Raw genomic sequence first — 25,869 nt, forward strand, 5'->3', positions numbered from 1 at the left:
GAGAAGAATGAAGAATACATGGTTTTTTATGATCATTGTAGTCCTTGTTGTGGGCTATACTATTTATCAGGGGCAGACGGAAAAGAATCTGGAAGTGGATCAAAAGCCGCAAACAGGTTTTCAATCACCTTATTTTGAGTTAGAACAGCTGCATGGTGCCGAAAAGATTCAGCTTGCTGATTTGCAGAAGCCTGTGATGATCAATTTTTGGGCTTCATGGTGTGGACCCTGTCGCATAGAAGCTCCAGATTTTACGGAGGTTTATGAGAAATATCAGGATGAAGTAGAGTTTTACGCGATTAATATCACCAATAAAGATAAGCTAGAAAATGTAAAAAGCTTTGTAGAGGAATTTACTTTTACCTTTCCTATTCTCTTAGATCATGATGGGGCAGTAAGTGAGAGATATCAGATTTTTTCGATTCCAACGACCTTTTTTGTCAATAAGGACGGGATGATCGAGCATCGAGTGAACGGCATTATTTCCAAGGCAGAGCTGGAATTGCAGCTTAAGAATTTGGTGGGGAGATAAGATGTTTACGATACCTGAAAGCATTCAAGTAGGCCCCTTTGTTTTGCCCCTGCCGTTCCTTTTGTTGGTCATGACGGCTTTACTCTCCACCTATTTCATCTATAGAAAGTGTCAGCATAAGGATCTGACCTATAAACAATGGTTTGATATTGTCACGAGCGGGATTGTGGCGTATCTTTTGGTATGGAAGCTCTCTGCCCTCTTATGGGACCCCATGATGCTAGTTAGAGATCCGTGGATGGTGCTGGTTCAGGATGGAGGAGTGGCAGGGAAAATAGGAGGGGGTGTGATAGGGCTTTATGTGCTGCACCTCTCTACTAAAAAAGAAAAGGTTTCCTTCCTTCTGACCCTTGATCTCTTCGCCTATTGGTTGTTGATCACCTATACTCTCTATGCGCTTCTACTGCCAAACTATGGCTACCCTACTTCGCTTCCTTGGGGTGTTCATTTCGAAGGTTCACAATATGCCTACCATCCTGTTCACTGGTATTCATTCATTGTTGGAGGACTTCTCTTAACCTATCTTCATCGTCAGCAATCCACTTTTGGGACAGGAGAATATACCTCTTATGTTCTATTATTAAGCGGTCTAGGTTCTCTATTTATTTCAAACTTCACCTTCCAGAGCGCTTTTCTGTTGGGACTTTCGATGCAGCAATGGATGTTTATGAGTATGGTGCTTTTCGGAGTAGGCTTCAGGCTGGCAATCAAAAAGGGAAGCTAGCTGCTTCCCTACGAGTTTTTGGGACGAATCATCAAGAGCAAAATAGTAATCAGGGTGAAGGCTGTTAAGGCGAGGAAAGGTATCGTGATAAAGCCCAGCCAATTGATATATTGAGCATGGCAGGGAACGCCTTGTGCACAGGGTTTGATGGCAGCAAAGCCGGGAACCTTTTGAACTAAATAATGGTACAAGGAGATGCTTCCTCCAATAATGGAGAGAGGAAGGACATATTTCTTGATCCTAGTATCCTCATAGAAAGCGGCAATACCCAGAAACACAGCTAAGGGATACATGGCAATCCGCTGGTACCAGCAGAGTTCGCAGGGGATAAACAAACGAATTTCACTAAAGTATAGACTTCCTAGAGTAGCGACTGTTGCTACTAACCAGGCTAGATACAAGTAGAGGGACGAACGATTGGCAGAGGATCTCATCTTATTTGCTCTCCAATCCTTGCTCAATAAGCTCCACAATTCGTTCATAGTCGAAAGGATTTTCAACCATCGTACCATTAATGAAGATGCTTGGAGTTAACTCAATCTGATATTCATCAACCAGTTTTTGGTCAAGCTGTACCTCTTGCAGAAAGGTTTGCTTCGCCAGATCATCCTTGAAGGCCTGGATATCAAGATCAGGTACGGACCTCTGAGCAATTTCTACGAGTTTCTCAGGGGTTACCCATAAATCATCGTGATTGATATGATCAGGTTGTTCATGAAACACCTCTTTATGGAAGCTCCAGAAGGATTCAGGAGAATGCTTCCAAACCGATTCACTAGCTAGAGCAGCCAAGGTAGACTCTTCCCCATGGAACAAGACATTAATGTAGGAAAAGCTTATTTTTCCTTGATCGATAAAATCTTTTTGTAATTGAGGAAACACATTCTCACTCCATGCCTTACAAGCTGGACATTTGTAATCTCCAAATTCCACAACCGAAACCAAGGCATTAGGGTCTCCTAGCGTGGGTTGATTTTCAATAGGAGGAGGGGTGTCGAAGCTGATTTCGTTCTTTTTCTCCTCTTCCTGGGAGTTTAGAATGACAAAGGCGGAAAGGGCGATAATGATTCCTAGGGTAATGAAAATTAATAATTTCGTATTCACACTGCTTGTTGAACGGTTATTTGACACTAGACGTACACCTCTCATTACTAGATCGTAGTTTTATCTTATTTTTACATCAAGTTCTACCAAAAAAGTCTACAAACAAAAAGAGAAACTTCCCATAATATAGTATACAAGAAATGAGTAGGAAAAGCATACCCTTTATCAAGGGGGGATTACACAATGGGGAACATGGTCTTTATTGCCCTAATTGGGTTTGTATCATGCTGTGCGGGAATGATCATAGGAGGCATTTTTTCTACATTATTTAAGAACCTTCATCCAATCTTTATTCCTATTATTTTTTCTCTTTGTACAGGTTTTATCGTAGGTTTAGTCACGATAGATATTTTGCCAGAGAGCATCCATATAGGAGGATATTCACCAACGATCATCGGGTTGCTCTTAGGAGGCTTTTTCTACAAGTACTTACATAAGATCTCTCATATCATTTCGATCAATACCAAGGATTCATTACTAAAAACGGGACTTGTCATGGCACTTAGCATTTCTCTGCATAATTTTCCGAGCGGGTTAGCGTTAGGGGCAAGTGCCAATGATACGTTTATCCACTCGATGATTATGACCATGATTTTACATACCATTCCTGAGGGGATTGCAATCATGACTCCCATACTACTTGCAGGCTATTCGATCGCAGCTCTGATTCCTATTAGTCTCTTTGTTTCGTTTCCTGTAGGACTTGGAGCTTTGTTAGGGAGTACCGCTTTATTTGAAGCAACGTGGGTTTTTTCCATTCTGATTAGCCTGTCTATGGGCATTGTTCTTTTTATGACGATCAAAGAAATCTTTCTAGAATCCTTGAAGAAAATGAATGTCTGGCTCTGTCTGTTTTTTGGCATGAGCGGCTTTCTGCTTATTGTGTGGCTATCTAGTCATCATCACCATATGTAACAATTGAAATGATTTTACTATAGGAGGCAATCATCGATGAGTTTGACTCAACACTCTATTTCAAGAATTGAATTAGTAAACTACGAAGAGAAGCATAATGAGGTCCTTTATTCTTTTCAGCTACCACCAGAACAAGGGCAATTTACGGGACTACCCCAGGAGATGCTTCCGGTAATAAAAGAAAGTGCGTGGAAGGTTCCTATTGTTATTATGCACAATGAGATTCCAGTAGGTTTTTTTATCTTAGAAACAGGACAGCGGGTAAAGGATCATACAGATGAAGCACATGCCATGCTACTCACTGCGTTTTCTATAGATCATCGTCATCAAGGACAAGGCTTTGCCAAGCAAGGGTTGTTGCTCTTACCCGACTTTGTATCCCGCCATTTTGCGGAGATCAGAGAGGTTGTCCTTGCGGTGAATCATAAGAATACAGCGGCTTTTCACCTCTATACCAAGGTAGGCTTTCAAGACCAAGGAAAAAGAAGAATAGGTCCACTAGGCGAACAAATTATTTTGCATCTACCTATCACAAAAAATATTTAACTGTCTAAATCCTTTGAGATCAAGGAAATGAACCTTGATAGTAAGGGATTTTTTACTGAATAAGAAAGTATAAATTTTTGTATAATCTTTAATAAAAATTTATACTTTCTGGCAGCATGAAAAGCTTCCTCTAAAGAAGGACTAGAGGACCTCTTCGAAAGGGCTTCGATAGAAGCTTTTTTTATTTTTTTAAGGCTTTGTAAGAGGAATGTAAACGGGATGTTAATTTTCTGTAAATCTATCATAATTTGCTAGGTTGAGGCATATGATTATGATATGTTTTTAACATATAAGGCAAAAGGGGGATGAAAGATGTCCAAGGCATCCTTGGAAGAAATCACACTTAGAAGGACGCTATCTAAAGAAATAGAGCGAAAAAGAGCTCTAAAAAAAGAATGGAGGTTGTTTTTCGAAGGTCTATTGTACATGCTTCCTGCACTTATGATTCTGGGCTTGTTTTTGTTTTATCCCATGTTAAAAACCTTGTATTACAGCTTCTTCATTACCAATCCAAGGGGAGATACGGTGCTGTTCGTGGGCTTGGAGCATTATCTTCATTTGCTTCAATCGGAGAGCTTTCGTCAGAGCATGATTCAGACGTTTCTTTTTGTTCTCTATACCGTACCCACAGGCGTGATACTTGCCTTGTTTCTAGCGGTGATTGCGAATGAAAGAGTACGGGGAATTGAGTTTTTCAGAGTTATTTTTTCCTCCACCTTAGGGGTATCGGTGGCGGCGGGGGCGACTATTTGGCTCTTCCTGTTCCATCCCAGTATCGGATTATTTAATCAGGTACTGCAAAGCATTGGGCTGAGTCCCGTTGCCTGGTTAACCTCGAAAGACTGGGCTTTATTTTCCGTCGCGATTCCAACCATATGGATGAGCGTAGGGTTTAATTTTATTATTCTGCTGGGAGGACTACAAAACATTTCAGATGAATTGTATGAGAGTGCTCGGATAGATGGAGCGGGATATTTTACCCAACTATTTAAGATTACGCTTCCGATGCTTTCTCCCACCTTATTTTTTATTGTGACGGTCACCTTAATAGGTTCGTTTCAATCCTTTGGACAAATTCATATTCTTACAGGTGGAGGACCAAATGAAGCGACAAATATTATTGTCTATTCCATCTATAAGGAAGCTTTTGAATTTTCAAGGTTTGGGACCGCCAGTGCACAAGCGATTCTCTTATTTATCATAATCTTGGTGTTCACAATTCTACAGTTCAAGGTCGGAGAACGGAAGGTGCATTATCAATGATACGAAAACTAGTGATCTATAGCTTGCTCTTCATATCTGCCTTTGCTCTTTTTTTTCCCATCTTGTTTGCTTTGCTTGCCAGCTTTTTAAGCTCGGCAGAATTGCATAGCGGAAACTATCTTCCTTCCAGCTTGCATTTAGATAATTATCGGAATGCCTTTGCCAGTGTTCCGTTGACTAAATTTCTAGTGAATAGCTTTATCGTTTCATCGACGGTGACGATTGGACAAGTGATCATTTGCAGTCTGACCGCCTTTGCGATTGTCTTTATTCCTTTTCGAGGGCGCAATTTCTTTTTCTTTTTGTTTATTTCTACGCTGCTCATCCCGTGGGAAGCTGCCATGATCCCCAATTTTGTCACGATCTTAAAGCTACAGTGGTTAAATACCTATTCAGCTATGACTCTTCCTTTTTTAACCACGGCTTTTGGGATCTTCTTGTTAAGACAGCATTTTATGACCCTTCCAAAAGAGCTATATGAATCCTCTCAATTGGATGGTTGTTCCCGTTTTCGATTCTATCTTTCTTTTGCTTTACCCTTATCAAAACCGATGATCATAGCTCTGGCGATTTACTCTTTTTTGACGACATGGAATATGTACCTGTGGCCTTTGTTAGTAACGAGCAATGAGTCAGTACGTACTGTACAAATTGGAATTAAAATGATGATCTCTCAAGAATCATCCACCTCGTGGAACATGGTCATGGCAGGAGTTATTATTATTCTTATTCCAACCTTGCTTTTACTCATGCTAGGAATCAAGCATATTCGTCGAGGCTTAATGTCTGGAGCGTTAAAAGGATAATCATTAAACTGCTTTGCTAAAAATAAGGAGGAAATCAAAATGAAAAAATCAATTCAAACTTATGGACGCTGGGGATTTATTAGTATGCTGGCTCTTATTCTTCTTGTAACCACCGCTTGTAGTGCTAGTACGAGCGGAGAAGTGAAGAAAACAGAGGATGGGCGAGTCGTTGTTGATTTATGGTATGCCTTAGGAGGAACAGCAGGAGAAGCAGTGGTAGAGATGGTCCAAGCGTTTAACGAATCTCAAGACAAGTATTATGTTGAGGCTGCTTTCCAAGGGAGCTATGAGGAATCTCTGACTCAATTAAGACAGGTAGGAGGAACAGCTCAGGCTCCGGCGCTCGTACAGGTCTTTGAAGTGGGAACGAAATATATGATCGAAAGCGGATTTATTGAGCCTATGCATACCTTCATTGAACGAGATCAATTTGACCTAAGTGGATTTGAGCAAAATATACTAGGCTATTATCAGGTGGATGGGAAGCTTTACTCCATGCCATTTAACTCCTCTAATCCAATCATGTTCTATAATAAAGAGTTATTTAGAGAAGCAGGGTTAGACCCAGAAAACCCGCCAAAAACCTATAGCGAAGTACGCGAAGCAGCGAAAGTGATTCGAGATCATTTCGGAGGAAAAGTAGATGGTTTTTCAGTAGTTACTCATGGTTGGTTTACAGAGCAAATGATTGCTAATCAGGGAGCGCTTTATGTTAATAATGAAAATGGGCGTGGTGGTGAGCCAACAGAATCCTTGATTCATCAAGAAGCGGGTCAACATTGGTTTGGTTGGTTAGCAGCGATGAAGCAAGATGGCACCTTAGGGAATTATGGGCGTAACTGGGATGATCACCGTGCGGCTTTCAAGGCTAGAACAGTAGCTATGTACTTAGATTCTTCAGCTTCTACAGCGGGCAATGTGATGGAAGCGGAATTTGAAGTAGGAACAGCGTTTTTACCTGTTCCAGATGGAATGGAACCCCAAGGAGTGATTGTCGGGGGAGCAGCGCTATGGATGATGAAGGGAATCGCAGAGGAAACACAGGAAGCAGCGTGGGAATTTATTAAGTTCTCTGCTCGTCCCGATGTACAAGCGAAATGGGCTGCAAGCACAGGATATTTCCCTATTACAAAAGCAGCTCATGAAGAGCCTGTCCTACAAGATATTTATGCCAAGCATCCACAGTTTGTCACAGCCGTTAAGCAATTACAAAACACGACGTTAACACCTGCTACACAAGGAGCGTTAATGGGAGTCTTCCCTGAAGTGCGTGAGCATGTTGTGAATGCTATTGAAAGCTTACATGATGGAGCCGATCCAATGAAAGCCTTAGAGAAGGTACAAGAGGAAATCAATAGAGAATTAGAAAACGATAGGAGGACGAAGAAATAATCTTCATCCGCCGACAGAGTTCTGTGAAATCGTTTCTTTCCCTTGGACAGCGTTTGTGTCCAGGGTTTTTTTTATTCTTTTTCCAGTTAGATTGGTTCCAATGACCCCTACGAGAATGACAATGGTTCCTATCACATGATAGTAGTGCATGGCTTCCTGTAGAAGCAGGACGCCAGCAAATAAGGTGATCAAGGTGGCTAGATTGTTGAAGACACTCACTTTGAAGGCTTCCATCTTAGACAAGGCATAATTGGTTAAAAAAGAAGTACACAATGTAGAGAGGATGCCAAGATACAGAATGGAGAAGAGAAATCCTCCGTTCGATAGTGGAGTAAAGAAACCAGATAAAGTGCCCTTGATGACATGCTGTACAATCGCCATCGTATTAAACGCAATGAAACCAATCCCTGCCATGATATAGGTCAAAGGAAAGAGAGAATACTTCTGGGTTAACTTTCGAGCTAAGACACTGTAGGCAGCCGACGATAAGGCAGAAAGCAGGATGAGAATTGTTCCAGTCATACTAGACGAAGAATGAACGTTCACTCCATTCATCACCGAAATATAGAGGACTCCACTGACCGAGAGACAGATAAAGAAGATTTGCCACCCCGCAGAACGTTCCTTGAGAAAGAGGGCGGAGAGAATCATGGTCAGAATAGGAATGGTAGCAAAAATAATCCCTGCTTCCGAAGAAGTGGTGTAGACCAGCCCATAAGCCTGAAAGGTAAAAAATAAAGTGGGGTAGAGGAGGGCTAATGGTAAAATGAGTAGAAAATCCTTCACTTGGATGCGAAACCTAGCTTTGCTGGAAAAAAGAAAGAGGGACGCCACTAGGAAAGATGCAGTGAACCTGTGGGCTAAGGTATCCATTGGTGTAGCTGATTCTAAAGCGATTTTTACAAACATAAAAGAGAAACCGATAATAATCGAATACCCTAGAGCTGCGACATACACTTTTTGATTTATTTTCATTTCAAGCACTTCCTCCGTTTTCTGTTTTTTTGCGTATTTCTATCGTAACGGGTAGAAGATTCCTATACAATGAGGATATAGTATAACTGTACCGGTACAGATGGGAGGGTGAGATGTATAAGTATCAAGCCTTATTTCAAAGAATGGAAGAATTAATTCAGAACGAACAATATAAAACAGGAGCAAAACTTCCCTCGATTCGCTCCTTGGCTGAGCAATATGTCTGTAGTAAAAGTACGGTTATTAAGGTATTTCAAGAGCTAGAAAAGAGACATTTGGTCTATTCTGTACCTAAAAGTGGCTACTATGTTGTCAAAAGAAGCTTTGAAGGAAAGGAGTCCAAGGGAACAAAGATCGATTTCGCGACTTCGGCTCCAGATTGGAGTCACTTCCCTTATGTCGACTTTCAACATTGTATCAATAAAGCGATTGATACCTATCAGCATGAATTATTTGTCTACGGTACTCCACAAGGTTTACCGTCATTGATTGAGATCGTTCAGAAGCAGCTTGAAGGCTATCAGGTGTTTGCGAAGTCGGAACAGATTTTTATTACCTCAGGTGTACAACAAGCGTTGGCGATCCTTAATAGCTTGCCTTTTCCTAATCGTAAAACCAAGATTCTCATTGAGCAACCGAGCTACCATTTGTTAATTCAGCATGCTGAGATGAACAATCTTCCTATGCTAGGTATCCGTCGTTCAGCAGAAGGGCTTAACTTCGCAGAGCTAGAAAAGCTGTTTCGTGAGGAGGATATCAAATTTTTCTATACCATGCCTAGATTCCACAATCCTTTAGGAACCTCCTATTCCCAAAAGGAGATGAAAGAGCTGGTACGCCTTGCAGATCAATACGATGTCTATCTTGTTGAAGATGATTATTTAGCAGATTACGAGCAGGATTCGAAGATTGACCCGTTGTATGCGTATGATGTAAATGAACGTGTCATCTATCTGAAGAGCTATTCCAAAATCATGTTTCCTGGCTTGCGTGTGGGGGTAGCAGTCGTACCAAGAGCCATCATGGAAGCCTTTCAGCAGTACAAAAAAATACTAGATATTGATAGCTCTATGATTTCACAAGCAGCGCTAGAGATTTATATTAAGAGCGGAATGTTCGAGCGCCATAAAAAAAGAATCCGAGAGTCCTATATCTCTCGGGCTAGGCTGCTTTATGAAGCGTTAGTGAAGCATCAGAATGATCGCTTTACTATGGGAAATAGAAACCCTTCCTCTTCCCTCTGTATGCATACACATATTGTGTTACCTTCAACAACGAATATGAACCAGTTTATGCGTAGATTAGAGAAAGAAGAAGTCCTGATTGAATCTGTGAATCGGAATTATATGAACGGCTTCCCTCAGGAAAAAATCGTGAAGATCAATGTATTCAATGTAGAGGAGTCTATGATTGAAGAAGGGGTGAGGAGGTTGGTACGGTCAAGGTGAGTAAAAAAAGTAGCTCTTCTCCTTTGGGCAAGGTTGAGCTACTTTTTTCTTGATGTAAAGTGGAGCAGGAGGTTGGATGGATGAGAATTTAATGTTAAGGACTTTTCATAATCCTAATCTTTTCAACAGGGTTGAAATGAACCGCCTTATTTTTCCCACCTCTTCAAATCTACAACTCTCCCATTTAAGACAACGGAGGGAAGAGCTTGAATTCCATAGGTCTTGGCTAGAGCTTCCCATTCAGGCTTACTCTGTTTTTGATTCAAGTCATATTCGATCACTTCACACTTAGGACAAGCTAATGTATTGACTTGTACAAGAATCTCCTGACATAGATAAGATCCTGCTGTAAATACCTCGATTTTTCCATTCATGTTTGTTTCCCTTCTTTCCCATGTAATCTAGTTAAAATAGGGCATGTTTCCTTAGAAAGGGGCAACTCCGAAGCAGGGTGATGGGTAATAAGCTCTAATAAGGCTTTGAAGTTTTGCAGTTGCTTGATTTGTTCCTCAATAGCTTGAACCTTCATTTGGGCTGCATGGTACATTTCTTCTGTTGGAGTGAAGGAGGAACTCTTATGTAGGGCTAGCAGCTCTTTAATTTCATGAAGAGTAAAGCCAACCCGCTGAGCGTTTTTTATAAAATCAATATCCTCTACTGTTTCGGCTGTGAACATTCGATAGCCTGCTTCCGTTCGTTCAGCCGTTGGAATAAGTCCCTTTTTTTCATAGTATCTTACCGTTTCAATATGCACATTGGCAGCCTTAGCCACTTGACCAATGGTTAAACGCTTCATGATGTGTAGCCCCCTTCTATGTATAGTATCTACTGTACTATGGTTTAGGGTCAAGGTTAACTTTTATGGTTTACTTTACTAGAGGGTTTTTAAACACTTTGTTAATCTTAATATCAAAGGATACTATAGAAGTCGGGTCTATCTCATTCTTAGTAGCTTTTAAATCATTTTCACCACTAATAAGGGACGCATCCATTTCAGGAGTTATAGAGTTTTCTTTACGATCTTGATCATTTTCGTCACTAACATGCTGAACACCAATTCCATATTCCCCTAATTCGGGTACAATAAAAGATAACTGTTGCCCTTCTGAATTTACATCAATTTTTTTATGAATGAACACTCCATAGCCGTTATACTCAAACCCGTTGTCGCTGTCCATACTTTCGGCTGGAAGTATTCCTATATTGAGTTCCATATTTTTGTCAGCACTAATGTTAAATATAACTTCCTCACCTTTGTTCCATGTTTCTCTTCCAATGACAAAAACCCCTCCCTCTATCAGTTGTACATCAAAATGTGTTCCATCGGATACAATGGTGGGAATGATCGTTGCACCAGTTGTTGTAATAATGGAATCTTGCGTAGAAGGTGTTGTAGTAGCCGTAGTCGCACAAGCAGTTGCCACCAAAGCTACCAAAATAATTGCCAACACTGTCACCAAAGAGGTTGATTTTTTCATTTTCATAATAGACACGATCCTTTCTTCAAGTGCATTTCTGCTAAAGCCGCTTATTAATGGAATAAAGTAACGCTTTTTTTCTTCCAATTCAATCAAGGTCAAGGCATAAGCTGTTTTTTTTGTTTCTCCCAGTTTCCGCATGACCGTTTCATCACAGCATAATTCAATGTCGCGGTTTACCAGCACATACATTAACCACACAAAAGGGTTGAACCAATGCACACATACGGCGGCGATCAGCACCAGTTTTGTAAGCGTATCAAAGCGGCGAATATGCACAAGCTCATGGGTAAGGACATACTGTAATTTTGTTTCTTCTGTCCAGTCGGTTTTCTTCGGAAAAAGGATCACAGGGTGGAATACGCCATAGGTCAGCGGAGTTATTATCCGGTCACTCTGCCGTATTTGAATAGATCGACGCAAAGGATGCTCCCGCAACCAGCGAACGGCAAAGTCATTTTCAACGGGAAGGGACATTCTAAATTCCCTATAGTAATAGATGTAGGCTACAGTGAAAAACAACACGCAAGCGCACAACCCTGCAAACCAAACAATTTCAATAGGTGAAATGGATACGGCTACTGTGCCAATTTCAATAGGTTCCGCCGTGCTCAGAATACCCGCTACATTTTGGGTGCTTGTCATCCTGGCAGAAGAGGATTCGGGGATAAATATATGATTTATCATATCGATCCCGGTGTAGAAGCTAAATTGGGATGGAATCGAGAACGGTACAAGCAAGCGGAGAATGACAACGCCCCATAAAAAAAGGAAAGTCTTTTTCGGAAGCTTATGTAAGGTAAAGGAGCGGATGAGTACAATTGCCACAATTAGAACAGATGCAGAAAGGCTCATTTGAACAATACTCATAATTTTGCACCTCACTCCAAATCATTGACAATCTGCTTTAATCTTTCGATTTTCTCTGCGGATAGTTTTTTTCTGTTCAGAAGGGAAGCAAAAAGTAAATCCACAGATCCATCAAAAACTTTGTTAATTAGTTCGGTTGTTTCCTGTTCCTGCACCTGCTCCTTTGGAATTAAGGCATGGCACAGAAAATTTGGTTCCCTGCGTTCAATCGCTCCTTTCGCAATACACCTCTTGATAAGCGTATAGGTGGTATTCTTGTTCCAGCCTACCTGCTCTTTGAGAATGTTCGAAATTCCCTTGGCGGTCAAATCCCCCTTCTTCCACAGAACCTCCATTATCTTCAATTCGGAGTCAAATAATTTAATGTCCATAGCAACACTCCTCTAAACTACTGTAGTAGTTTCTATTATGGCTACATACTACTACAGTAGTCTATTGTTGTCAACAAGAGATAACTAAAACTCCAACGTTTAACTACAGGAGATTCTCCTTCACAGTAAAGTAAGCGAATATGTTACACTTAAACTGCAAAATATCGAAAAAAAACTTCCTTCTTTCAATGAGGTGTATGATGGAAAATAATCCAGCAAAACAAATCTTTGTAGAAATTGAGTTGGGTCATGGTAATCCGTCGCTAGCACAGATCTTATCTGAAACAGCTCTATACGAACGGGAATATGAAAACGATAAGCTTCTTGTCCATCAAATACTAAATATATCTAGTACGAGCGAAAAACACAGCAAATTTTTAGTCATCTTTAATCTTTACCGCGATAGCAATCATCTCGGAGAAAAAATCTCGTATTAAGTCCAGTGAGGTTAGATACATGAAAAAGATGCGAATCAAAGAAATGGCTGAGAAATTAAATATCTCTGCACGAGCCATCCGTTTTTATGAAGAGAAGAGTCTATTAACACCGCTGAAGGATCCTCAGAATCAATATCGCTTATTTACTGAAATGGATGCTCGACGCTTGCAGGCAATTTTGTCCCTAAGAGAAGTCGGGATGTCCATTGAAGAGATTAGAACTCTATTAGAGGAAATCGATCGAGGGGAAGATGATGAGCTCCTCTACTCTTTAGAGCTTCAACGCTCGATGATGTTTTCCCAAATGGTTGAATTAAAGCAGCATATTGATACGACAGATCGCATGATTGAGCATTTGAAAGCACAACGTTCTCTGGATTGGGAGCATATCTTTGAACTGGCGAATGGGGTAAAAAGGTTGCGTGATGTACGTGCCAACTGGAGAGATCAATGGGATTTTGATCGTCAGGCAGCGATTCACGATGAATTAGTCTTCAACCACAGTGAAGGGTTTAATAAGCATCCAAGCTATGAACAAGCCCTGCGAATGGTGGTAGAGTGGGTGAAGCCTCATGAGAGAGAACGTGGCTTAGATATTGGAACTGGTACGGGCAATTTAGCTGGCTCTTTTCTGGCAGCAGGAATTGACATGGCGGGGATTGATCAGTCCAAAGAAATGCTAAAGCACTGTCAGCAAAAATTCCCTCATCTAGAAACTAAATTAGGAAATTTCCTAGCGATTCCTTATCTTGACCACAGCTTTGATTTCGTTGTCACAAGCTATGCTTTGCATCATCTAACGGATGAGCAAAAGCTATTTGCTCTTGTTGAAATGAAAAGAGTGCTCAAGCCTCATGGACGCATTTGTATTGTGGATCTGATGTTCGAGAATGAAAAGAAACGAATAGAGCATCTAGATAAGCTTAGAGGAGAGGGGCATGAAGAGGTCATTGCAGAGATTGAAGATGAGTATTTTGCTGATCGTTCGATCCTGCTCAACTGGTTTGAACAGAATGGCTATTTGACGAAGATGCAGCAGCTTTCAGAGCTATTGCATATCCTGTATGCTGTTCCTATTCGACCGGGTTACTAGAGTCGGATCATAAAGTCTTTCAAGCTTGAGTGCTCACTAGAATGTTCAATTTGTATTCTTTCTTTTTAAATATGTAATGATGAATTGCAGAAACATGCCCAGAACAAACCCAACGATACTTGCGACCAATAAAGTGGACATAAAATCATGAATAGTAGGATTAATTAAGTTAGCAAGCATGATTACATTAAGTAGAGTCACAAATAATAGTACAAATTTGTGTTTCATTATGAATGTTTTCAATGTGCTCCCTCCTTCTTTTTTCAGATCAATTTTATAACATTATCAAAATTTATTCAAAATAGAGAGTAAATAGGCTGTTTTTCTCTTGACCTTTCCTTTACGTGATCGTTTATCCTCCAATGTGTAAGACACATTCAAGGAGGGTTTTTTTTATGAGAACATTAATCAAGGGAGCTATGATTCTAACGATGGAAGAAGGAGTCCCGCCTTTTCAGGGCGATCTATTGATCGAAGGGACACAAATTGCAGAAGTGAAGGAGAGCATCACGGCAGACGTAGATGACGTGATCGAAGCAGAAGGAATGGTGGCAATGCCGGGCTTGGTGAATGCCCATCAGCATTCCCCTATGAGTTTATTGCGAGGATTTTCGGATGATCTCAAGCTCATGGACTGGTTAGAGCAGAAAATGCTACCGGCTGAGGCGAACATGACTCCTGAGGATATTTACTGGGGGCTCAGCTTTCCATGGCGGAAATGATCAGGTCAGGAACGACGACATTTGCCGATATGTATCTACATATGGATCAGATCGCCTTGGCAGTAGAAGAAGTAGGGATGCGTGCTTCGCTAACAAGGGGCTTAATCTTCCTAGAAGAGGATCAAGGAAGAAGAATGGAGGAGGCACTGGATTTAGTCGAGCGTTGGTCAGGTCAGGCAGAGGGCAGGATTACAACGATGCTCGGACCTCATGCGCCCTTTACGTGCCCACCTGAACCTTTACGTGAGGTCATTCTTTTAGCTCAACAGAAAAAGCTGCCCATTCACATCCACCTAGCGGAAACCAAGGAGGAAGTGCAGAAGATGAGAGAAAAGTACAACAAGACTCCAACGGAATACTTGTATCATCTGGGCTTGTTTGACCAGCTTCATGTGCTGTTAGCGCATGGTGTCCATCTCCATCATCGAGATATCCAACGGCTCAAAGGATGAGAGGCGGTGTGGTTCATAATCCTGTGAGCAATCTTAAGCTAGGGTGCGGTATTGCCCCAATCAAGGAGATGCTTGATCAGGGGATTACGGTTGGGTTAGGAACAGATGGGGCTGGAAGTGCGACCACCCTAGATATGTTCGAAGAGATCAAAGCAGCGACATGGCTGCAAAAAGTGGACTATGGAGATCCCACCATCCTCTCGGCTCAAGAGGTCCTACGCCTCGCGACAATCGAAGGGGCGAAATTATTACAGATCGATGATCAAGTGGGAACTCTTCAGGTGGGCAAAAAAGCAGATATGATCCTAATTGATATGAAAAAACCGCATTTACAGCCCATTCATCATCTAGAGTCTTTATTGGCGTATAGTGTCACTGGCGCTGATGTAGATACCACTATTGTGAATGGAAGGATTCTCATGAAGCATCGCAGGCTTCTTACGATCAAGGAAGAGGAGCTATATAGACAGGTAACCGAACGAGCCAAGAGAATCGTGTTCGGCATTTAATTCCTGATTCACTCCATCTTTTGAATCCATCTCCACATTTTTGAGCAACCTAGTAAAAATTGGAGAATCGATGAAAGGGATGGAGCAACGTGAGGCATATGAGGCATGTGTATCTACTATTGATCTGTATGATCGTTCTAAGTGGCTGTCAAGCTTTGCTTCAGGATGAGCAGAATAGGCAGGAATTCCACGGCACGGCTCTTGATGCTGAACCAGAAGAGGACCGTTATCTTGTTGTGTATAAAAAGAAGCAACATCGTGGGTTAGTGCAACGGATGGGAGGGAGAGTGCTAAGAGGTACGAAGCACCTTCCTCTGGAGATTACTCGTATGCCAGAACAGACAAGAAAAGCCTTAGAAAAAAATCCAAACATCCTCCTTATAGAGAAGGATCAGAAAGTGAAACTGGTGAATGAGGTTCAAGATTGGGGAATAGGAGCACTCGCAGTTCAAGTGCCTGGGGGTATCAATATAGTGGAAAAGGAGTTAAAGTAGCTGTACTTGATACAGGAATTGAACGAGAGCATCGAGATTTGAAGATTGCTGGAGGGGTTTCATTTATTACGAAAGAAGGAGAAGGGAATGCTTTTTTGGATCACCATGGTCATGGCACTCATATAGCGGGAATCATTAGTGCGCAACATAATGGATTTGGCGTCAAGGGGGTCGCTCCAGATGCGGAAGTCTATAGTGTGAAGGTCATTGATGCCAGTGGTACAGGATATTTATCTGATGTATTAGCTGGTGTGGATTGGTGTATTACGAATAAGATGGATGTCATTAATATGAGTTTTGGGCTGGATTCACATTCAGAGGTATTGCAGCAGATTCTCGATACGGCGTATCATTCAGGGATGGTGATTGTAGCCGCTGCGGGAAATGAAGGAAACCAACGGGGAACAGGAGATAATGTCGCTTACCCCGCGAGACATGACAGTGTTATTGCCGTTGCTGCCACAACAGATCGGTATGTTCGAGCCAGCTATTCTTCAACGGGTCCAGCTGTTGAATTAGCAGCCCCTGGAGAAGAAGTTTTATCTACCTATATTAACGGACAGTATGCCTATTCAAGCGGAACCAGCATGGCGGCTCCCTATGTCACAGGAATCGTAGCTCTGCTGAAGGAAGCAAGACCGCAGTGGACTCCAGAGCGTTTGCGTTCATTTCTTCATGAAACAGCGCTTGATTTGGGCACTCCCGGGGTTGATAATAGATATGGACATGGCTTCGTACAATTTGTTCTACCACCAGAAGAATCCAAAGATCCTCCAGTGGTAGAAGAACCTGTTCAGCCTCCCAAAGTCGTGCTTCCTTCACCACCTTCCAATGTACAAGGAATGGCATACGAAGGGAGGGTAGAATTGTCTTGGAATCCTTCGCCAGAAGAACATGTGGCAGGATATTTTATTTATATAGACGGAGTACGGTATAATCAAGAGCCTGTTCAAGCTAGCCACATAGAGGTTTCCCCTCTAACCAATGGCAAGACGTATCGTTTTACGGTGACAGCAGTGAATACTGAGGGGGATGAATCAGATCCATCTGGGGGAATTGATCTTAAACCGATGATTCCTGTGACCTTTCATGATCTTTCTGTTTTGCATTGGGCTTATGCTGATACCATAGAAGTTGGTGGACGGGGCTGGATGACAGGAACAGCTCCACATATTTTTTCACCCAACAAAGGATTAACACGTGCCGAGGCGGCGATGATTCTAGTCCGCGCTCTACAATTAGAACCGCTAGCAGGAAAAAACGTTCATTTTCGAGATGTAGGGGAAAAATATTGGGCTCGAAAAGAAATTGAGATTGTCGCTCAGCATGAAGTGATGACGGGCAAATCCAGCGATCAATTCGCTCCCCTAGACATCGTGACCCGAGAAGAAATGGCTCTTATTTTGTATCGGCTCTTTTTCAAGGATCAGAAGGGTGGAGAAGAGCTTCCATTTGTCGACGTTCAGATAGGGCATTGGGCATATAATGCCATTAAGGTAACGGTGCATCATGGAATATTTGTGGGGAATCAAGATGGGACCTTTGCACCCAAGGAAACCCTGTCACGTGTTCAGATGGCAGCCTTGCTTTATCGAGTGTCCCCTTACTTTTTTTAAGAGATATTGGAGAGGAAGAAACACATGCGTTTGTCTACTTTGTTGATCAATTGTCTGGCGGTCGGAATAGGGGGAGCCTTAGGAACTCTATTCCGATATGGCTTAAATGTATATACATTGAGCAGTGAATACCCACTAGGGACCTTATTAGAAAATGGAATAGGCAGCTTCTTATTAGGAGTGCTTGCTGGCTGGTGTCTGCATCAAAAAGTGGCAGAATGGCTTAGAGTAGGGTTAGGAGTAGGGGTGTGTGGAGGATTTACCACCATGTCAACCTTTGCAGCAGATACCTTTTTCCTTGCTCAATTCGCGTCTACTCCAATGGCCCTCTTGTATGTTCTTCTTTCTCTATTTGGTGGAGTGATTCTAGCCATGCTTGGAATGGTCTATGGAGAAAGAAAGAGTCTACAAAGCACGAAAAGAACGGAGGAAGATTCTTAAATGAACTTATTGTATATCATGTTAGGGGGTTCCATCGGAGCCATTTGTCGTTATCTTGTTGGGCTTGGCTTCATGAGGACATGGCAACATCCGCCTATTCCGACAGCCATGCTGGTGGTCAATTTGCTAGGATCACTAGGATTAGGATTCGTTTATGGCATATATATCGAACAACTTACCATTTCTCCCTATGAAGATCTTATTTTTCTTACATTGGGACTTGGTTTTTTTGGTGCGTTTACCACCTTTTCTACCTTTAGCGTGGAAACCGTTCAATTGCTTCGTAGCCAAGAGTATCGTAAGGCGACTGTTTATATGACCTGCTCCATTCTAGGAAGTCTCCTCTTTTTCCTTCTAGGAATCTCTCTTGGCTGATTCCTCTTTTTCTGCTTTTTCCCCTCAGCAAATTACAGCTTAATCCATGTGTTAAAAAAAGACCATCGTCTCTCCTTCTAATGTTAGATCCCCTCCTCTTAACCCATTATATGGACTTTTTCATATAGTCTTGATTTATTTGGAATTAAATGTTACTATAATATCTATATATTGGCAAATTGTAATCATTACGATTATAATAGAGGAGGGAGACCAAATGAGAGATAAATTTGAGCTACTACTTTCTTTGAAATTGCTAGAATACGAGATTACAGAACTGACACTATACTCAAAAGAATGTTGCGACTGCTTTGAGCTGTTAAAAAACAAGTTAGATGACCTTTGTCAATTTATTGTAAGTGAGGAAAAAGTAAATCAATGGAATGTGTGGGGAAGTCATCAGGAGATCCAGGAATATTCCAATCGAGTCAGGGAAGCCTCTGTCAAAGCATTATGTGATATTGAGAAGTATCAATCAATCTGTACATGTAAGAACGAGTTAGATATAAGCAGCTATCTAACCAAATTATCCAAGACGGTAAAAAAAGAGCTTGAGGTCTATCAAATGGATTCAACGTCCAAGGTTCTATTTATCGGTTCGGGCGCTTTTCCTCTTTCAGCCCTCACGATTGCCAAGGAGATTAAAGCCGAGGTTCTTTGCGTGGATATTGACCTTGAGGCTGTAGAGCTGGGTCAACAGGTAGCTAAGGCTCTTGGACTTGAATCATTTGTTCATTTTACGAATAAAAATGTGAAGCAGCTTTCTTTTTGTTCAGAAGCGACTCATATTATTATTGCCTCACTCGTCCCAGATAAGATCGAGGTTTTAGAGGATGTTAAGGACTGTATGCAAAGCAGTGCCAAGATCATTATGAGATATGGGAATGGCTTAAAATCAATCTTTAACTACCCCTTAGAGCAAGATCTCTCTGCTGAATGGGTTCAGACCAGAATTACAGAAAGTACAACGATCTATGACACGCTTATACTAGAAAAGGCAAAATCTTTGATTTCATAAACATGATAAAAGGAACGTGATACAAGTGAAGAATCAGGGAAGCATGATTGTGGACAATCTTAGTGTCGCTCGGGAGCAGTCTTTCGGTTCTACCTTGATTGTTGGAGCCGGTCCTGCCGCCATTCAGGTGGCAGTTCATCTCGGAAAGGGCTGGTGTACTCAGCTAGGAGTGATCAACAGACAAAGTCCCCATACGACACAGCTCAAAAAAGAATTGGAGCAGGGGGACTATATCTTGAAAGCCAATGTCCAGGATGAAAAGAAGCGTCATCTTGCAGGAGCTGTTCGACTTGACCAATTTTATGAGGGCTTTGAAACCATAGAGGACAGGTGGGATACTCTTATTCTATGTACGCCGAGTGATAGTTATATCGAAGTGATTCGTGAATTATCCCTAGATAGATTAAGTAGGCTTGGAACCATTCTCCTTATTTCCCCAAGTATAGGCTCTAATTTATTAGTTAGAAGTGAGCTAGGGCAGGCAAAGGAACGAATTGAGGTGATTAGTTTTTCTACCTATTATGCAGCAACGAAGCTAGACCCACAAGAAACTAGCATACTGGTTTCTTATACCAAGGCATTTAAAAAGAGAGTTTATATTGGTTCAAGTCATCCTCTTAGCTCCAAGGTGTTTGAGGTACAACGATTAATGGAGAGTTTGGGTATTCAATGCACAATTGACCGGAGCCCATTGGAGGCGGAAAGTAAAAGCATTACGACTTATGTACATCCTCCTCTATTTATGAATGAGTTTTCTCTAAGGGAGATTTTTCAGACGGAAAAGTCCAAGAAATTTATGTATAAGCTTTACCCTGAGGGACCCATTACGCAGCATACCATAAGGGAAATGCTTCATTTATGGAAGGAGATCTCTGCCTTAATTCTCAGCTTTGGTGGAAATCCTATTAACCTTCTCAAGTTTTTAAATGATGATAATTATCCTGTACACGAAACAACCCTTTCCCGTGAGGATATTGAAGGGTTTACGAGATTTGAGTCCATTAAGCAGGAATATTTACTCTATATTCGATATACGTCCATTCTTATCGATCCTTTTTCAACCCCTGATGAGAATGGCAGGTATTTCGATTTCTCGGCTGTGCCCTTCAAGCAAATTAGTCAGGATCAGCAGGGAAAATGGATTCTCCCCAGAATCCCTTATGAAGATTATAAGAAACTTAAACTACTCTATGGTTTAGCCCAAAAAATGAATCTACCGATGCCTCAGACAGAAGAACTGATGAAACGATTTGAAAAAGCCTTTAGTGAGCTTGTCAGCTCAAGGGGAAGGGACTCATTTCCTTCCTCCTTGTTCCAAGACACTACGCAGGATGAAATTGAGGCGATTTGGAGTGAATGGAGAGAACAATGAAAAACGGTGTCATCTTAGCTATATTTTCATCCCTTGTGTTTAGTATTATGAATGTGCTAGTGAAGGCGGTTAGTGAAACCATTCCAACCGCCGAGATTGTTTTTTTTCGTAGCTTTATAGGCTTAATCGTGATTTATATCCTCATGCTGAAAAGCAAGGTGATCTTTTCAAGAAAAGGAATCCCGATGCTTGCTCTGCGCGGAGTTCTGGGAGCGCTCTACTTGTTAGCCTACTTTCATACGATTGCCAGTATTCCTCTGACCGATGCGAGTATTTTGGTCCATTTATCACCTGTATTTGTCATTTTGTTGTCCGCTGTTTTTCTTAAGGAGAAGATGTCTAAGAGAACCTTTGCTTTGTTACCCTTAGCCTTTCTCGGAGCCTTCTTCCTAGTCAAACCTTTTCAGTATTCATCCTATTCGATGGATGCCCTCATTGGGATTCTCAGTGCTCTATTTGCTGCGGGGGCTTCTATTTCGATTCGTTATTTAACTAAAAAACACCATGCCTATGAGATTATCTTTTATTTCCTTGCCACGGCTACACTTGTTTCCATTCCTCTGATGTGGAATCAATTTGTTGTACCAGGGGCGGTGGAGCTGTTGTATCTATCTCTTATTGCTCTTGTTTCCTTGTTGGGCTTAGTCGTTTTAACCAAAGCCTTCACTCATGAAAATGTGATCGTCGTTGAGGTGGTACGGTATATTGGTATCTTTTTCAATGCAGTATGGGGCTTTATTTTTTGGACAGAAATACCGGATCTATTCACCGTAATAGGTGGAATTCTTATTATTGCAGTATGTATCGCCTTATCTCGAAAAAAGAAAGAGAAAACAGAGCAGGTAAAAGCGGAACAGGGACTGGTGACGAAGTCTTCTTGATTTTACTCCCATGTCAAAAATAGACTAGGGCTTTCCTGGTCTATTTTTTTGTTTATTTTTTCGTGTTTTTTCAACAAAAATTGACAAAAACATACATCTCAAGTAAAATGGAGTCAAAATGGAATTCATCCAAGCAGGGAGAATGATGATGGACATCAGTCATTATTTAACGAACATTTTTTTTATTATGTTAATCATTCTGCTCTATCATTGTTGTATATATAAAAAAATTAGAAAGTTCCGTCGAATCTATCATTATCTTGTATTGGGAGTCTTGTTTTCACTTGCAACGATCCTATGTATGTCTTTTCCTTTTGCTTATTATGAAGGGTACATTTATGACTTGCGGCCTGTGGCGCTGACGCTTAGTTTTTTATACGGGGGAATGCCAGCTGGAATAATGACGGTGATGGCAATGATCATCTATCGTTTTTTCCTAGGGGTTACAGATGGTTTATGGTTAACCATTTTTTTAGGTGTTAGCTTAATCCCAATCTTTTATTACATTCTTCCCCTCTATCACCGTTCAGTCTTTCGACGTCGAATTATGATAGCCATCCTAATTAGCTCCTTTTTTTCATTTGGTATCACCCTTATCGCCATCCTTGTTAAATTCCTGAGAGGTCCTTTTTTTACTGATGATTTTATCTCCTTCTTTCTTTATTATTGTTTCTTTCAAACCATCGTCAATTGTTTCATTATTCTACTAATTGAGCATTTGAGAGAAAATGATAGAATCAAGCTGGAAGTACAGCAGGCAGAGAAATTAAGGTTGGTTAGTGAGCTAGCCGCATCTGTGGCTCACGAAATGCGCAATCCAATGACGGTCGTGCGAGGATTTCTACAGCTTTTTAAAATGGATAAAGTGATTTTAGAATCTCATAGTAAATATCTCGATATTGCTATAGCGGAATTGGATCGTGCCGAAGCCATCATTACCGACTACCTTTCCTTTGCTAAGCAACAAACCTCTCAAGCGGAAAGAATCGAGCTTGGTCATGTGATCGAACAGGTGATTGAAATCATGACTCCGCTCTCTCATTATCATAATGTGTCCATCGACAAACGAATTGAGCACAATTGCTATGTCTACGCGGATGTGTCTAAGATGATGCAATGTATCATTAATATCCTCAAGAATAGCATTGAAGCCATGCCGAATGGTGGAGAGCTTGTTGTTCAATTGTATGCCGAAGAGCAGCAAGTGCTCATTGTCATTGAAGATAATGGAGTGGGGATGACGCAGGAACAGCTCGCGCGATTAGGCAAACCGTTTAATACGACCAAAAAAGATGGAACAGGGCTAGGAATGGTTGTTGTGTACAGCATTATTGAAAGCCTACAGGGGAAAATAGCGGTGAAAAGTGAGGAAGGCAATGGAACCCAAATCTCCATTACCCTTCCGAAGCGTTCTTAGTTCACTTGGGGGATAATCCATGCATCAAAAAATGAATCGTATTCTCGATCTCTTGTGCATCATCCCAGTCCTTTTCAGGAAGCACCAGAAAGCGTGTGATTAAATAGCCTATAATATTGGTCATGGTGATACGAATGACCGTATCGCTGGGGAAATCAATGATTTCCCCTTTTTCTTGAAAGTGCTGAACAATGCTCGTGAATTTGTGATAGACATTTTCTGTGAACACTTGGCGATATTGTTCCTTTAGTTCATCGTGAAACGGGATCTCTTGTAGAAAAATTTTGATAATCGGAAAATGTTTTTTGACAAAATCTAAGCGATTGGTGATCAAAAGCCGCAGAAAGTCTTCATAGCTTTGATGTTCGTTAGTAAATACTTCTCGCACAAACCCTTTGGCAAAAAAGGGCGCGACCACTTTCACTAAGGTAGGAGTTACAATGGAGAAAAGTAACTCTTTTTTTGTTTTATAATGTCGAAAAATGGTTCCTTCTGCTACGCCTGCTTTTTTGGCAATTTCATTCGTTGAGGCAGCAGCAAAGCCTTTTTCCGAAAATACTTCGATGGCGGCTTCAATAATCTTCGATTGTTTTTCACTTAGCTGTAGATCCTCATCATTTATCTTTAATAGTTCTTCAATCCATTCTCGCTCGGACATTCTGTTGACTCCTTTTTCTCTTCTCGTCTTCATATAGCCCATTATAGCATGAGATCTTCTTCTTTCGCTGAAGTATACCTATAGCTTGCGATGCTTTTTTAAGGCTAGAACATTTAAGATCATAAATCCGAAGGAAAAACCAAGCAGGACGTAGACATCCTGATCGATATGAGCCCACCCATTGCCTCTAATCATAATCTCTCTTAGCGCATTAGCTCCATAAGTGATAGGCATGAAGATGCTGAGCGAACGCAGCCAAACAGATAAACTATCTACATTAAATAATCCAGAGAAAAAGATTTGAGGAATAATCACTAAAGGAATAAATTGAATCATCTGAAGCTCATTGTTGGCAAAAGCGGACAAGAGTGTGCCTAAGGTTAAGGCTGTCATGGCGAGTAGAAATGTAATCAATAAGACGTAGAGAAAGGAACCCTCCATGTTAATCCCAAGGACTTGTACAGCGAACCATGAAATGATCGTCGCCTGTATGGTTGTAAATAATCCAAATCCAAGTACATAGCCTGCGACAATCTCCCACCTTCTTAATGGCGTAGCGAGAAGGCGTTCGAGAGTTCCACTGGTTCTTTCGCGAAGAAAAGAAACTCCGGCTAGTAAAAAAACAAAGAAGAAGATGAAATAACCAATCAGGACAGGACCAATGTAATCAAATAAACGCATTTCCTCTGATCCATAGACATAAGTAATGATAGGCTCTGGGAGCTGTTGGTTGGGCTGAATCTCTTGAAAAGACTTGTGTATCATCATCAAGATAGCTTTGCTAAGGGTAGGGTCGCTCCCCTCAAGGATAATGGTAGGTGTCATCTGCTCTAATGTGATGAAAGCATCGACCTTGCTTTCTTGTATTTTCTGCCGTGCCTCATCGGGGCTTTTTTCTTCAATGATGGCTCCTTGCTCACTGAGCTTTTCTTGAACAAGCGGAGGGACGTCGTGTACAGCGATGGTTGGTACATAGTCATCGGTATGAAAGACCAGATACATTAGGGTCAGAATGAGCAGAGGAGCCAACAGCATCAGGGCTAATGTTCGTTTATCTCTAAAAAACTGTTGAATAATTCGAATGACAATCGCTTGAATTCTCATGCCTGCTCACCTCCAAAATAGACAAAGGCTTCTTCAATGGTTAGCGCAGAGGCTTGTTTTTTCAGCTCGTCTGGTGTGCCAATGGCAATCAGTTGTCCTTCGCGAATCATTCCTAAACGCTGACATTTTTCCGCTTCGTCCATGACGTGAGTGGTGACCACCAAGGTGGTTCCCTGCTGGCGCAATCGTTCTAATTCTTTCCATATGGTTTTTCTCAGCACTGGATCAATGCCCACAGTAGGCTCATCAAGGATGAGAATATCAGGCTGATGCAAGAGTGACGCAGCGAGAGATAATCTTCTTTTCATTCCTCCCGAGAATTGATGCACCGCTTTTTTTTGATCTGCGCTTAACTGAACAAGCTCTAGTGTATGCTGGATTCTTTGTTTGCGTTGATCTGCTTTTAGACCATAGATTTTGGCAAAAAATCTAGATTTTCTCGTGCGTTCAACTCAGCATATAGAGCATCTGATTGTGCCATATAGCCAATTCTTTTCATCATATCGAGATCAGGCATTTTCGTTCCAAGAACAGAAACGACACCTGAAGAGGGCTGATCAATCCCCGCTATCATCTTGACGAGTGTTGTTTTTCCTGCTCCTGAGGGACCTAATAAACCAAAAATTTCACCTTCTTGTACATCTAAAGTAATCGAGTTTAATACTTCTCTTTGACCAAATCTCTTACAGATCTGCTGGACTGAAATCGACGTAGGGTTCTTTTGCTGAACCATAAAAAGCCCTCCTTACATAATAATGAGTGAGTACTCACTATTAATATACAGGAAGAATTGCTGTTTGTAAAGTGAGTACTCACTCATTTTATTCTTGAATAAAATCTTATCAGCTGCTCAGCA

Annotated in this window: 29 protein-coding genes and 2 pseudogenes; 20 read left to right on the forward strand and 11 right to left on the reverse strand. The window is 41.3% G+C overall.

Going from position 1 to position 25,869, the window contains the following annotated elements; all coding sequences use genetic code 11:
• Positions 1-7: 7 nt before the first annotated feature.
• Complete coding sequence (locus tag JCM10596_RS06595; protein WP_025026433.1) at positions 8-532, forward strand: TlpA family protein disulfide reductase; 525 nt, start codon at positions 8-10, stop codon at positions 530-532.
• 1 nt (position 533) lies between these two features.
• Complete coding sequence (locus JCM10596_RS06600) at positions 534-1,256, forward strand: prolipoprotein diacylglyceryl transferase family protein (protein WP_025026434.1); 723 nt, start codon at positions 534-536, stop codon at positions 1,254-1,256.
• 8 nt (positions 1,257-1,264) lie between these two features.
• Here JCM10596_RS06600 and JCM10596_RS06605 read toward each other — a convergent pair whose 3' ends face one another.
• A complete protein-coding gene (locus JCM10596_RS06605; protein ID WP_025026435.1) occupies positions 1,265-1,690 on the reverse strand; it encodes a disulfide oxidoreductase in 426 nt (141 codons plus the stop codon).
• Between the two features lies 1 nt (position 1,691).
• On the reverse strand, positions 1,692-2,387 hold the full coding sequence (locus JCM10596_RS06610; protein WP_025026436.1) for a DsbA family protein: 696 nt from the start codon (positions 2,385-2,387) through the stop codon (positions 1,692-1,694).
• 156 nt (positions 2,388-2,543) lie between these two features.
• Here JCM10596_RS06610 and JCM10596_RS06615 point away from each other — a divergent pair, with 156 nt between their 5' ends.
• The 5 genes from JCM10596_RS06615 (at position 2,544) to JCM10596_RS06635 (ending at position 7,282) form a co-directional block, all read left to right on the forward strand.
• Entirely contained in the window at positions 2,544-3,275 is a 732-nt protein-coding gene (locus JCM10596_RS06615) for a ZIP family metal transporter (protein ID WP_051541206.1), read from the forward strand.
• Positions 3,276-3,311: 36 nt separating this feature from the next.
• Positions 3,312-3,821, forward strand: a complete 510-nt coding sequence (locus JCM10596_RS06620; RefSeq protein WP_025026438.1) for a GNAT family N-acetyltransferase — start codon at positions 3,312-3,314, stop codon at positions 3,819-3,821.
• Between the two features lie 312 nt (positions 3,822-4,133).
• The gene (locus tag JCM10596_RS06625) at positions 4,134-5,084 is read left to right on the forward strand and encodes a carbohydrate ABC transporter permease (RefSeq protein ID WP_025026439.1); all 951 of its coding nucleotides are present in this window, start codon (positions 4,134-4,136) and stop codon (positions 5,082-5,084) included.
• On the forward strand, positions 5,081-5,890 hold the full coding sequence (locus JCM10596_RS06630) for a carbohydrate ABC transporter permease (protein WP_025026440.1): 810 nt from the start codon (positions 5,081-5,083) through the stop codon (positions 5,888-5,890). Before JCM10596_RS06625 ends, JCM10596_RS06630 begins: the two co-directional genes overlap by 4 nt.
• A 39-nt stretch (positions 5,891-5,929) precedes the next feature.
• Entirely contained in the window at positions 5,930-7,282 is a 1,353-nt protein-coding gene (locus JCM10596_RS06635; protein WP_025026441.1) for an ABC transporter substrate-binding protein, read from the forward strand.
• Between the two features lie 3 nt (positions 7,283-7,285).
• On the opposite strand, the gene JCM10596_RS06640 is transcribed toward JCM10596_RS06635, so the two are convergent.
• Positions 7,286-8,257: a DMT family transporter gene (locus JCM10596_RS06640; protein ID WP_025026442.1), complete on the reverse strand. Its 972-nt coding sequence runs from the start codon at positions 8,255-8,257 to the stop codon at positions 7,286-7,288.
• Positions 8,258-8,370: 113 nt separating this feature from the next.
• On the opposite strand from JCM10596_RS06640, the gene JCM10596_RS24265 reads away from it, so the two are divergent.
• On the forward strand, positions 8,371-9,705 hold the full coding sequence (locus JCM10596_RS24265; protein ID WP_034680710.1) for an aminotransferase-like domain-containing protein: 1,335 nt from the start codon (positions 8,371-8,373) through the stop codon (positions 9,703-9,705).
• 146 nt (positions 9,706-9,851) lie between these two features.
• Here the strand turns inward: JCM10596_RS24265 and JCM10596_RS06650 are convergent, their stop codons facing one another.
• The 4 genes from JCM10596_RS06650 to JCM10596_RS06665 all read right to left on the reverse strand — a co-directional run bounded on the left by JCM10596_RS06650 (position 9,852) and on the right by JCM10596_RS06665 (position 12,424).
• Positions 9,852-10,079: a hypothetical protein gene (locus JCM10596_RS06650; protein ID WP_025026443.1), complete on the reverse strand. Its 228-nt coding sequence runs from the start codon at positions 10,077-10,079 to the stop codon at positions 9,852-9,854.
• Positions 10,076-10,501 carry a heavy metal-responsive transcriptional regulator gene (locus JCM10596_RS06655; protein ID WP_025026444.1) on the reverse strand — a complete coding sequence of 142 codons (426 nt, stop codon included), beginning with the start codon at positions 10,499-10,501 and terminating at the stop codon, positions 10,076-10,078. Before JCM10596_RS06655 ends, JCM10596_RS06650 begins: the two co-directional genes overlap by 4 nt.
• Before the next feature lie 70 nt (positions 10,502-10,571).
• Positions 10,572-12,053: a M56 family metallopeptidase gene (locus tag JCM10596_RS27570; protein ID WP_025026445.1), complete on the reverse strand. Its 1,482-nt coding sequence runs from the start codon at positions 12,051-12,053 to the stop codon at positions 10,572-10,574.
• A gap of 11 nt (positions 12,054-12,064) precedes the next feature.
• Complete coding sequence (locus tag JCM10596_RS06665; RefSeq protein ID WP_025026446.1) at positions 12,065-12,424, reverse strand: BlaI/MecI/CopY family transcriptional regulator; 360 nt, start codon at positions 12,422-12,424, stop codon at positions 12,065-12,067.
• 200 nt (positions 12,425-12,624) lie between these two features.
• Here JCM10596_RS06665 and JCM10596_RS06670 point away from each other — a divergent pair, with 200 nt between their 5' ends.
• Both JCM10596_RS06670 and JCM10596_RS06675 read left to right on the forward strand, forming a co-directional pair.
• Complete coding sequence (locus JCM10596_RS06670; RefSeq protein ID WP_025026447.1) at positions 12,625-12,861, forward strand: hypothetical protein; 237 nt, start codon at positions 12,625-12,627, stop codon at positions 12,859-12,861.
• Positions 12,862-12,889: 28 nt separating this feature from the next.
• Positions 12,890-13,954 carry a MerR family transcriptional regulator gene (locus tag JCM10596_RS06675; RefSeq protein WP_025026448.1) on the forward strand — a complete coding sequence of 355 codons (1,065 nt, stop codon included), beginning with the start codon at positions 12,890-12,892 and terminating at the stop codon, positions 13,952-13,954.
• A 45-nt stretch (positions 13,955-13,999) separates the two neighbouring features.
• Here JCM10596_RS06675 and JCM10596_RS06680 read toward each other — a convergent pair whose 3' ends face one another.
• A complete protein-coding gene (locus JCM10596_RS06680; RefSeq protein ID WP_025026449.1) occupies positions 14,000-14,197 on the reverse strand; it encodes a hypothetical protein in 198 nt (65 codons plus the stop codon).
• 152 nt (positions 14,198-14,349) lie between these two features.
• On the opposite strand from JCM10596_RS06680, the gene JCM10596_RS30080 reads away from it, so the two are divergent.
• The 10 genes and pseudogenes from JCM10596_RS30080 (at position 14,350) to JCM10596_RS06720 (ending at position 23,251) form a co-directional block, all read left to right on the forward strand.
• Entirely contained in the window at positions 14,350-14,676 is a 327-nt protein-coding gene (locus JCM10596_RS30080; RefSeq protein ID WP_234410428.1) for an amidohydrolase family protein, read from the forward strand.
• 29 nt (positions 14,677-14,705) lie between these two features.
• Positions 14,706-15,637, forward strand: a pseudogene (locus tag JCM10596_RS24275) (amidohydrolase family protein).
• An 89-nt stretch (positions 15,638-15,726) separates the two neighbouring features.
• Positions 15,727-16,131 (forward strand): hypothetical protein, encoded by a 405-nt coding sequence (locus JCM10596_RS27575; RefSeq protein WP_148302524.1) that lies wholly within the window; start codon positions 15,727-15,729, stop codon positions 16,129-16,131.
• The gene (locus JCM10596_RS27580; RefSeq protein WP_081791934.1) at positions 16,062-17,747 is read left to right on the forward strand and encodes a S8 family peptidase; all 1,686 of its coding nucleotides are present in this window, start codon (positions 16,062-16,064) and stop codon (positions 17,745-17,747) included. The genes JCM10596_RS27575 and JCM10596_RS27580 overlap by 70 nt, the downstream gene beginning before the upstream one ends.
• A 24-nt stretch (positions 17,748-17,771) precedes the next feature.
• Positions 17,772-18,188, forward strand: coding sequence for a fluoride efflux transporter FluC (locus tag JCM10596_RS06695; protein WP_034680713.1), 417 nt, complete (start codon positions 17,772-17,774; stop codon positions 18,186-18,188).
• The gene (crcB, locus tag JCM10596_RS06700) at positions 18,189-18,563 is read left to right on the forward strand and encodes a fluoride efflux transporter CrcB (RefSeq protein ID WP_025026451.1); all 375 of its coding nucleotides are present in this window, start codon (positions 18,189-18,191) and stop codon (positions 18,561-18,563) included.
• Positions 18,564-18,780: 217 nt separating this feature from the next.
• Positions 18,781-19,581 carry a nicotianamine synthase family protein gene (locus JCM10596_RS06705; protein ID WP_025026452.1) on the forward strand — a complete coding sequence of 267 codons (801 nt, stop codon included), beginning with the start codon at positions 18,781-18,783 and terminating at the stop codon, positions 19,579-19,581.
• Between the two features lie 25 nt (positions 19,582-19,606).
• Entirely contained in the window at positions 19,607-20,953 is a 1,347-nt protein-coding gene (locus tag JCM10596_RS06710; protein ID WP_025026453.1) for an opine metallophore biosynthesis dehydrogenase, read from the forward strand.
• Positions 20,950-21,834, forward strand: coding sequence for a DMT family transporter (locus JCM10596_RS06715; RefSeq protein ID WP_034680716.1), 885 nt, complete (start codon positions 20,950-20,952; stop codon positions 21,832-21,834). The genes JCM10596_RS06710 and JCM10596_RS06715 overlap by 4 nt, the downstream gene beginning before the upstream one ends.
• 118 nt (positions 21,835-21,952) lie before the next feature.
• Positions 21,953-23,251: an ATP-binding protein gene (locus JCM10596_RS06720; protein WP_025026455.1), complete on the forward strand. Its 1,299-nt coding sequence runs from the start codon at positions 21,953-21,955 to the stop codon at positions 23,249-23,251.
• A 1-nt stretch (position 23,252) separates the two neighbouring features.
• Here JCM10596_RS06720 and JCM10596_RS06725 read toward each other — a convergent pair whose 3' ends face one another.
• The 3 genes and pseudogenes from JCM10596_RS06725 to JCM10596_RS24285 form a co-directional block, all read right to left on the reverse strand.
• Positions 23,253-23,909, reverse strand: coding sequence for a TetR/AcrR family transcriptional regulator (locus JCM10596_RS06725; protein ID WP_025026456.1), 657 nt, complete (start codon positions 23,907-23,909; stop codon positions 23,253-23,255).
• Between the two features lie 78 nt (positions 23,910-23,987).
• Positions 23,988-25,013: an ABC transporter permease gene (locus JCM10596_RS06730; RefSeq protein WP_025026457.1), complete on the reverse strand. Its 1,026-nt coding sequence runs from the start codon at positions 25,011-25,013 to the stop codon at positions 23,988-23,990.
• Positions 25,010-25,746: pseudogene (locus JCM10596_RS24285) on the reverse strand (ABC transporter ATP-binding protein). The gene JCM10596_RS06730 and the pseudogene JCM10596_RS24285 overlap by 4 nt, the downstream one beginning before the upstream one ends.
• Positions 25,747-25,869 lie beyond the last annotated feature (123 nt).

The organism is Caldalkalibacillus mannanilyticus JCM 10596, from assembly GCF_000615945.1.
GTDB classification, from domain to species: domain Bacteria; phylum Bacillota; class Bacilli; order Caldalkalibacillales; family JCM-10596; genus Bacillus_AT; species Bacillus_AT mannanilyticus.

Bases quoted from the DNA above. Each gene is read 5' to 3' on its own strand.
- JCM10596_RS06595 (WP_025026433.1), top strand. From the start codon at position 8: ATGAAGAATACATGGTTTTTTATGATCATTGTAGTCCTTGTTGTGGGC.
- JCM10596_RS06600 (WP_025026434.1), top strand. From the start codon at position 534: ATGTTTACGATACCTGAAAGCATTCAAGTAGGCCCCTTTGTTTTGCCC.
- JCM10596_RS06605 (WP_025026435.1), bottom strand. From the start codon at position 1,690: ATGAGATCCTCTGCCAATCGTTCGTCCCTCTACTTGTATCTAGCCTGG.
- JCM10596_RS06615 (WP_051541206.1), top strand. From the start codon at position 2,544: ATGGGGAACATGGTCTTTATTGCCCTAATTGGGTTTGTATCATGCTGT.
- JCM10596_RS06620 (WP_025026438.1), top strand. From the start codon at position 3,312: ATGAGTTTGACTCAACACTCTATTTCAAGAATTGAATTAGTAAACTAC.
- JCM10596_RS06625 (WP_025026439.1), top strand. From the start codon at position 4,134: ATGTCCAAGGCATCCTTGGAAGAAATCACACTTAGAAGGACGCTATCT.
- JCM10596_RS06630 (WP_025026440.1), top strand. From the start codon at position 5,081: ATGATACGAAAACTAGTGATCTATAGCTTGCTCTTCATATCTGCCTTT.
- JCM10596_RS06635 (WP_025026441.1), top strand. From the start codon at position 5,930: ATGAAAAAATCAATTCAAACTTATGGACGCTGGGGATTTATTAGTATG.
- JCM10596_RS06640 (WP_025026442.1), bottom strand. From the start codon at position 8,257: ATGAAAATAAATCAAAAAGTGTATGTCGCAGCTCTAGGGTATTCGATT.
- JCM10596_RS24265 (WP_034680710.1), top strand. From the start codon at position 8,371: ATGTATAAGTATCAAGCCTTATTTCAAAGAATGGAAGAATTAATTCAG.
- JCM10596_RS06650 (WP_025026443.1), bottom strand. From the start codon at position 10,079: ATGAATGGAAAAATCGAGGTATTTACAGCAGGATCTTATCTATGTCAG.
- JCM10596_RS06655 (WP_025026444.1), bottom strand. From the start codon at position 10,501: ATGAAGCGTTTAACCATTGGTCAAGTGGCTAAGGCTGCCAATGTGCAT.
- JCM10596_RS27570 (WP_025026445.1), bottom strand. From the start codon at position 12,053: ATGAGTATTGTTCAAATGAGCCTTTCTGCATCTGTTCTAATTGTGGCA.
- JCM10596_RS06665 (WP_025026446.1), bottom strand. From the start codon at position 12,424: ATGGACATTAAATTATTTGACTCCGAATTGAAGATAATGGAGGTTCTG.
- JCM10596_RS06670 (WP_025026447.1), top strand. From the start codon at position 12,625: ATGGAAAATAATCCAGCAAAACAAATCTTTGTAGAAATTGAGTTGGGT.
- JCM10596_RS06675 (WP_025026448.1), top strand. From the start codon at position 12,890: ATGCGAATCAAAGAAATGGCTGAGAAATTAAATATCTCTGCACGAGCC.
- JCM10596_RS30080 (WP_234410428.1), top strand. From the start codon at position 14,350: ATGAGAACATTAATCAAGGGAGCTATGATTCTAACGATGGAAGAAGGA.
- JCM10596_RS06695 (WP_034680713.1), top strand. From the start codon at position 17,772: ATGCGTTTGTCTACTTTGTTGATCAATTGTCTGGCGGTCGGAATAGGG.
- crcB (WP_025026451.1), top strand. From the start codon at position 18,189: ATGAACTTATTGTATATCATGTTAGGGGGTTCCATCGGAGCCATTTGT.
- JCM10596_RS06705 (WP_025026452.1), top strand. From the start codon at position 18,781: ATGAGAGATAAATTTGAGCTACTACTTTCTTTGAAATTGCTAGAATAC.
- JCM10596_RS06715 (WP_034680716.1), top strand. From the start codon at position 20,950: ATGAAAAACGGTGTCATCTTAGCTATATTTTCATCCCTTGTGTTTAGT.
- JCM10596_RS06720 (WP_025026455.1), top strand. From the start codon at position 21,953: ATGGAATTCATCCAAGCAGGGAGAATGATGATGGACATCAGTCATTAT.
- JCM10596_RS06725 (WP_025026456.1), bottom strand. From the start codon at position 23,909: ATGTCCGAGCGAGAATGGATTGAAGAACTATTAAAGATAAATGATGAG.
- JCM10596_RS06730 (WP_025026457.1), bottom strand. From the start codon at position 25,013: ATGAGAATTCAAGCGATTGTCATTCGAATTATTCAACAGTTTTTTAGA.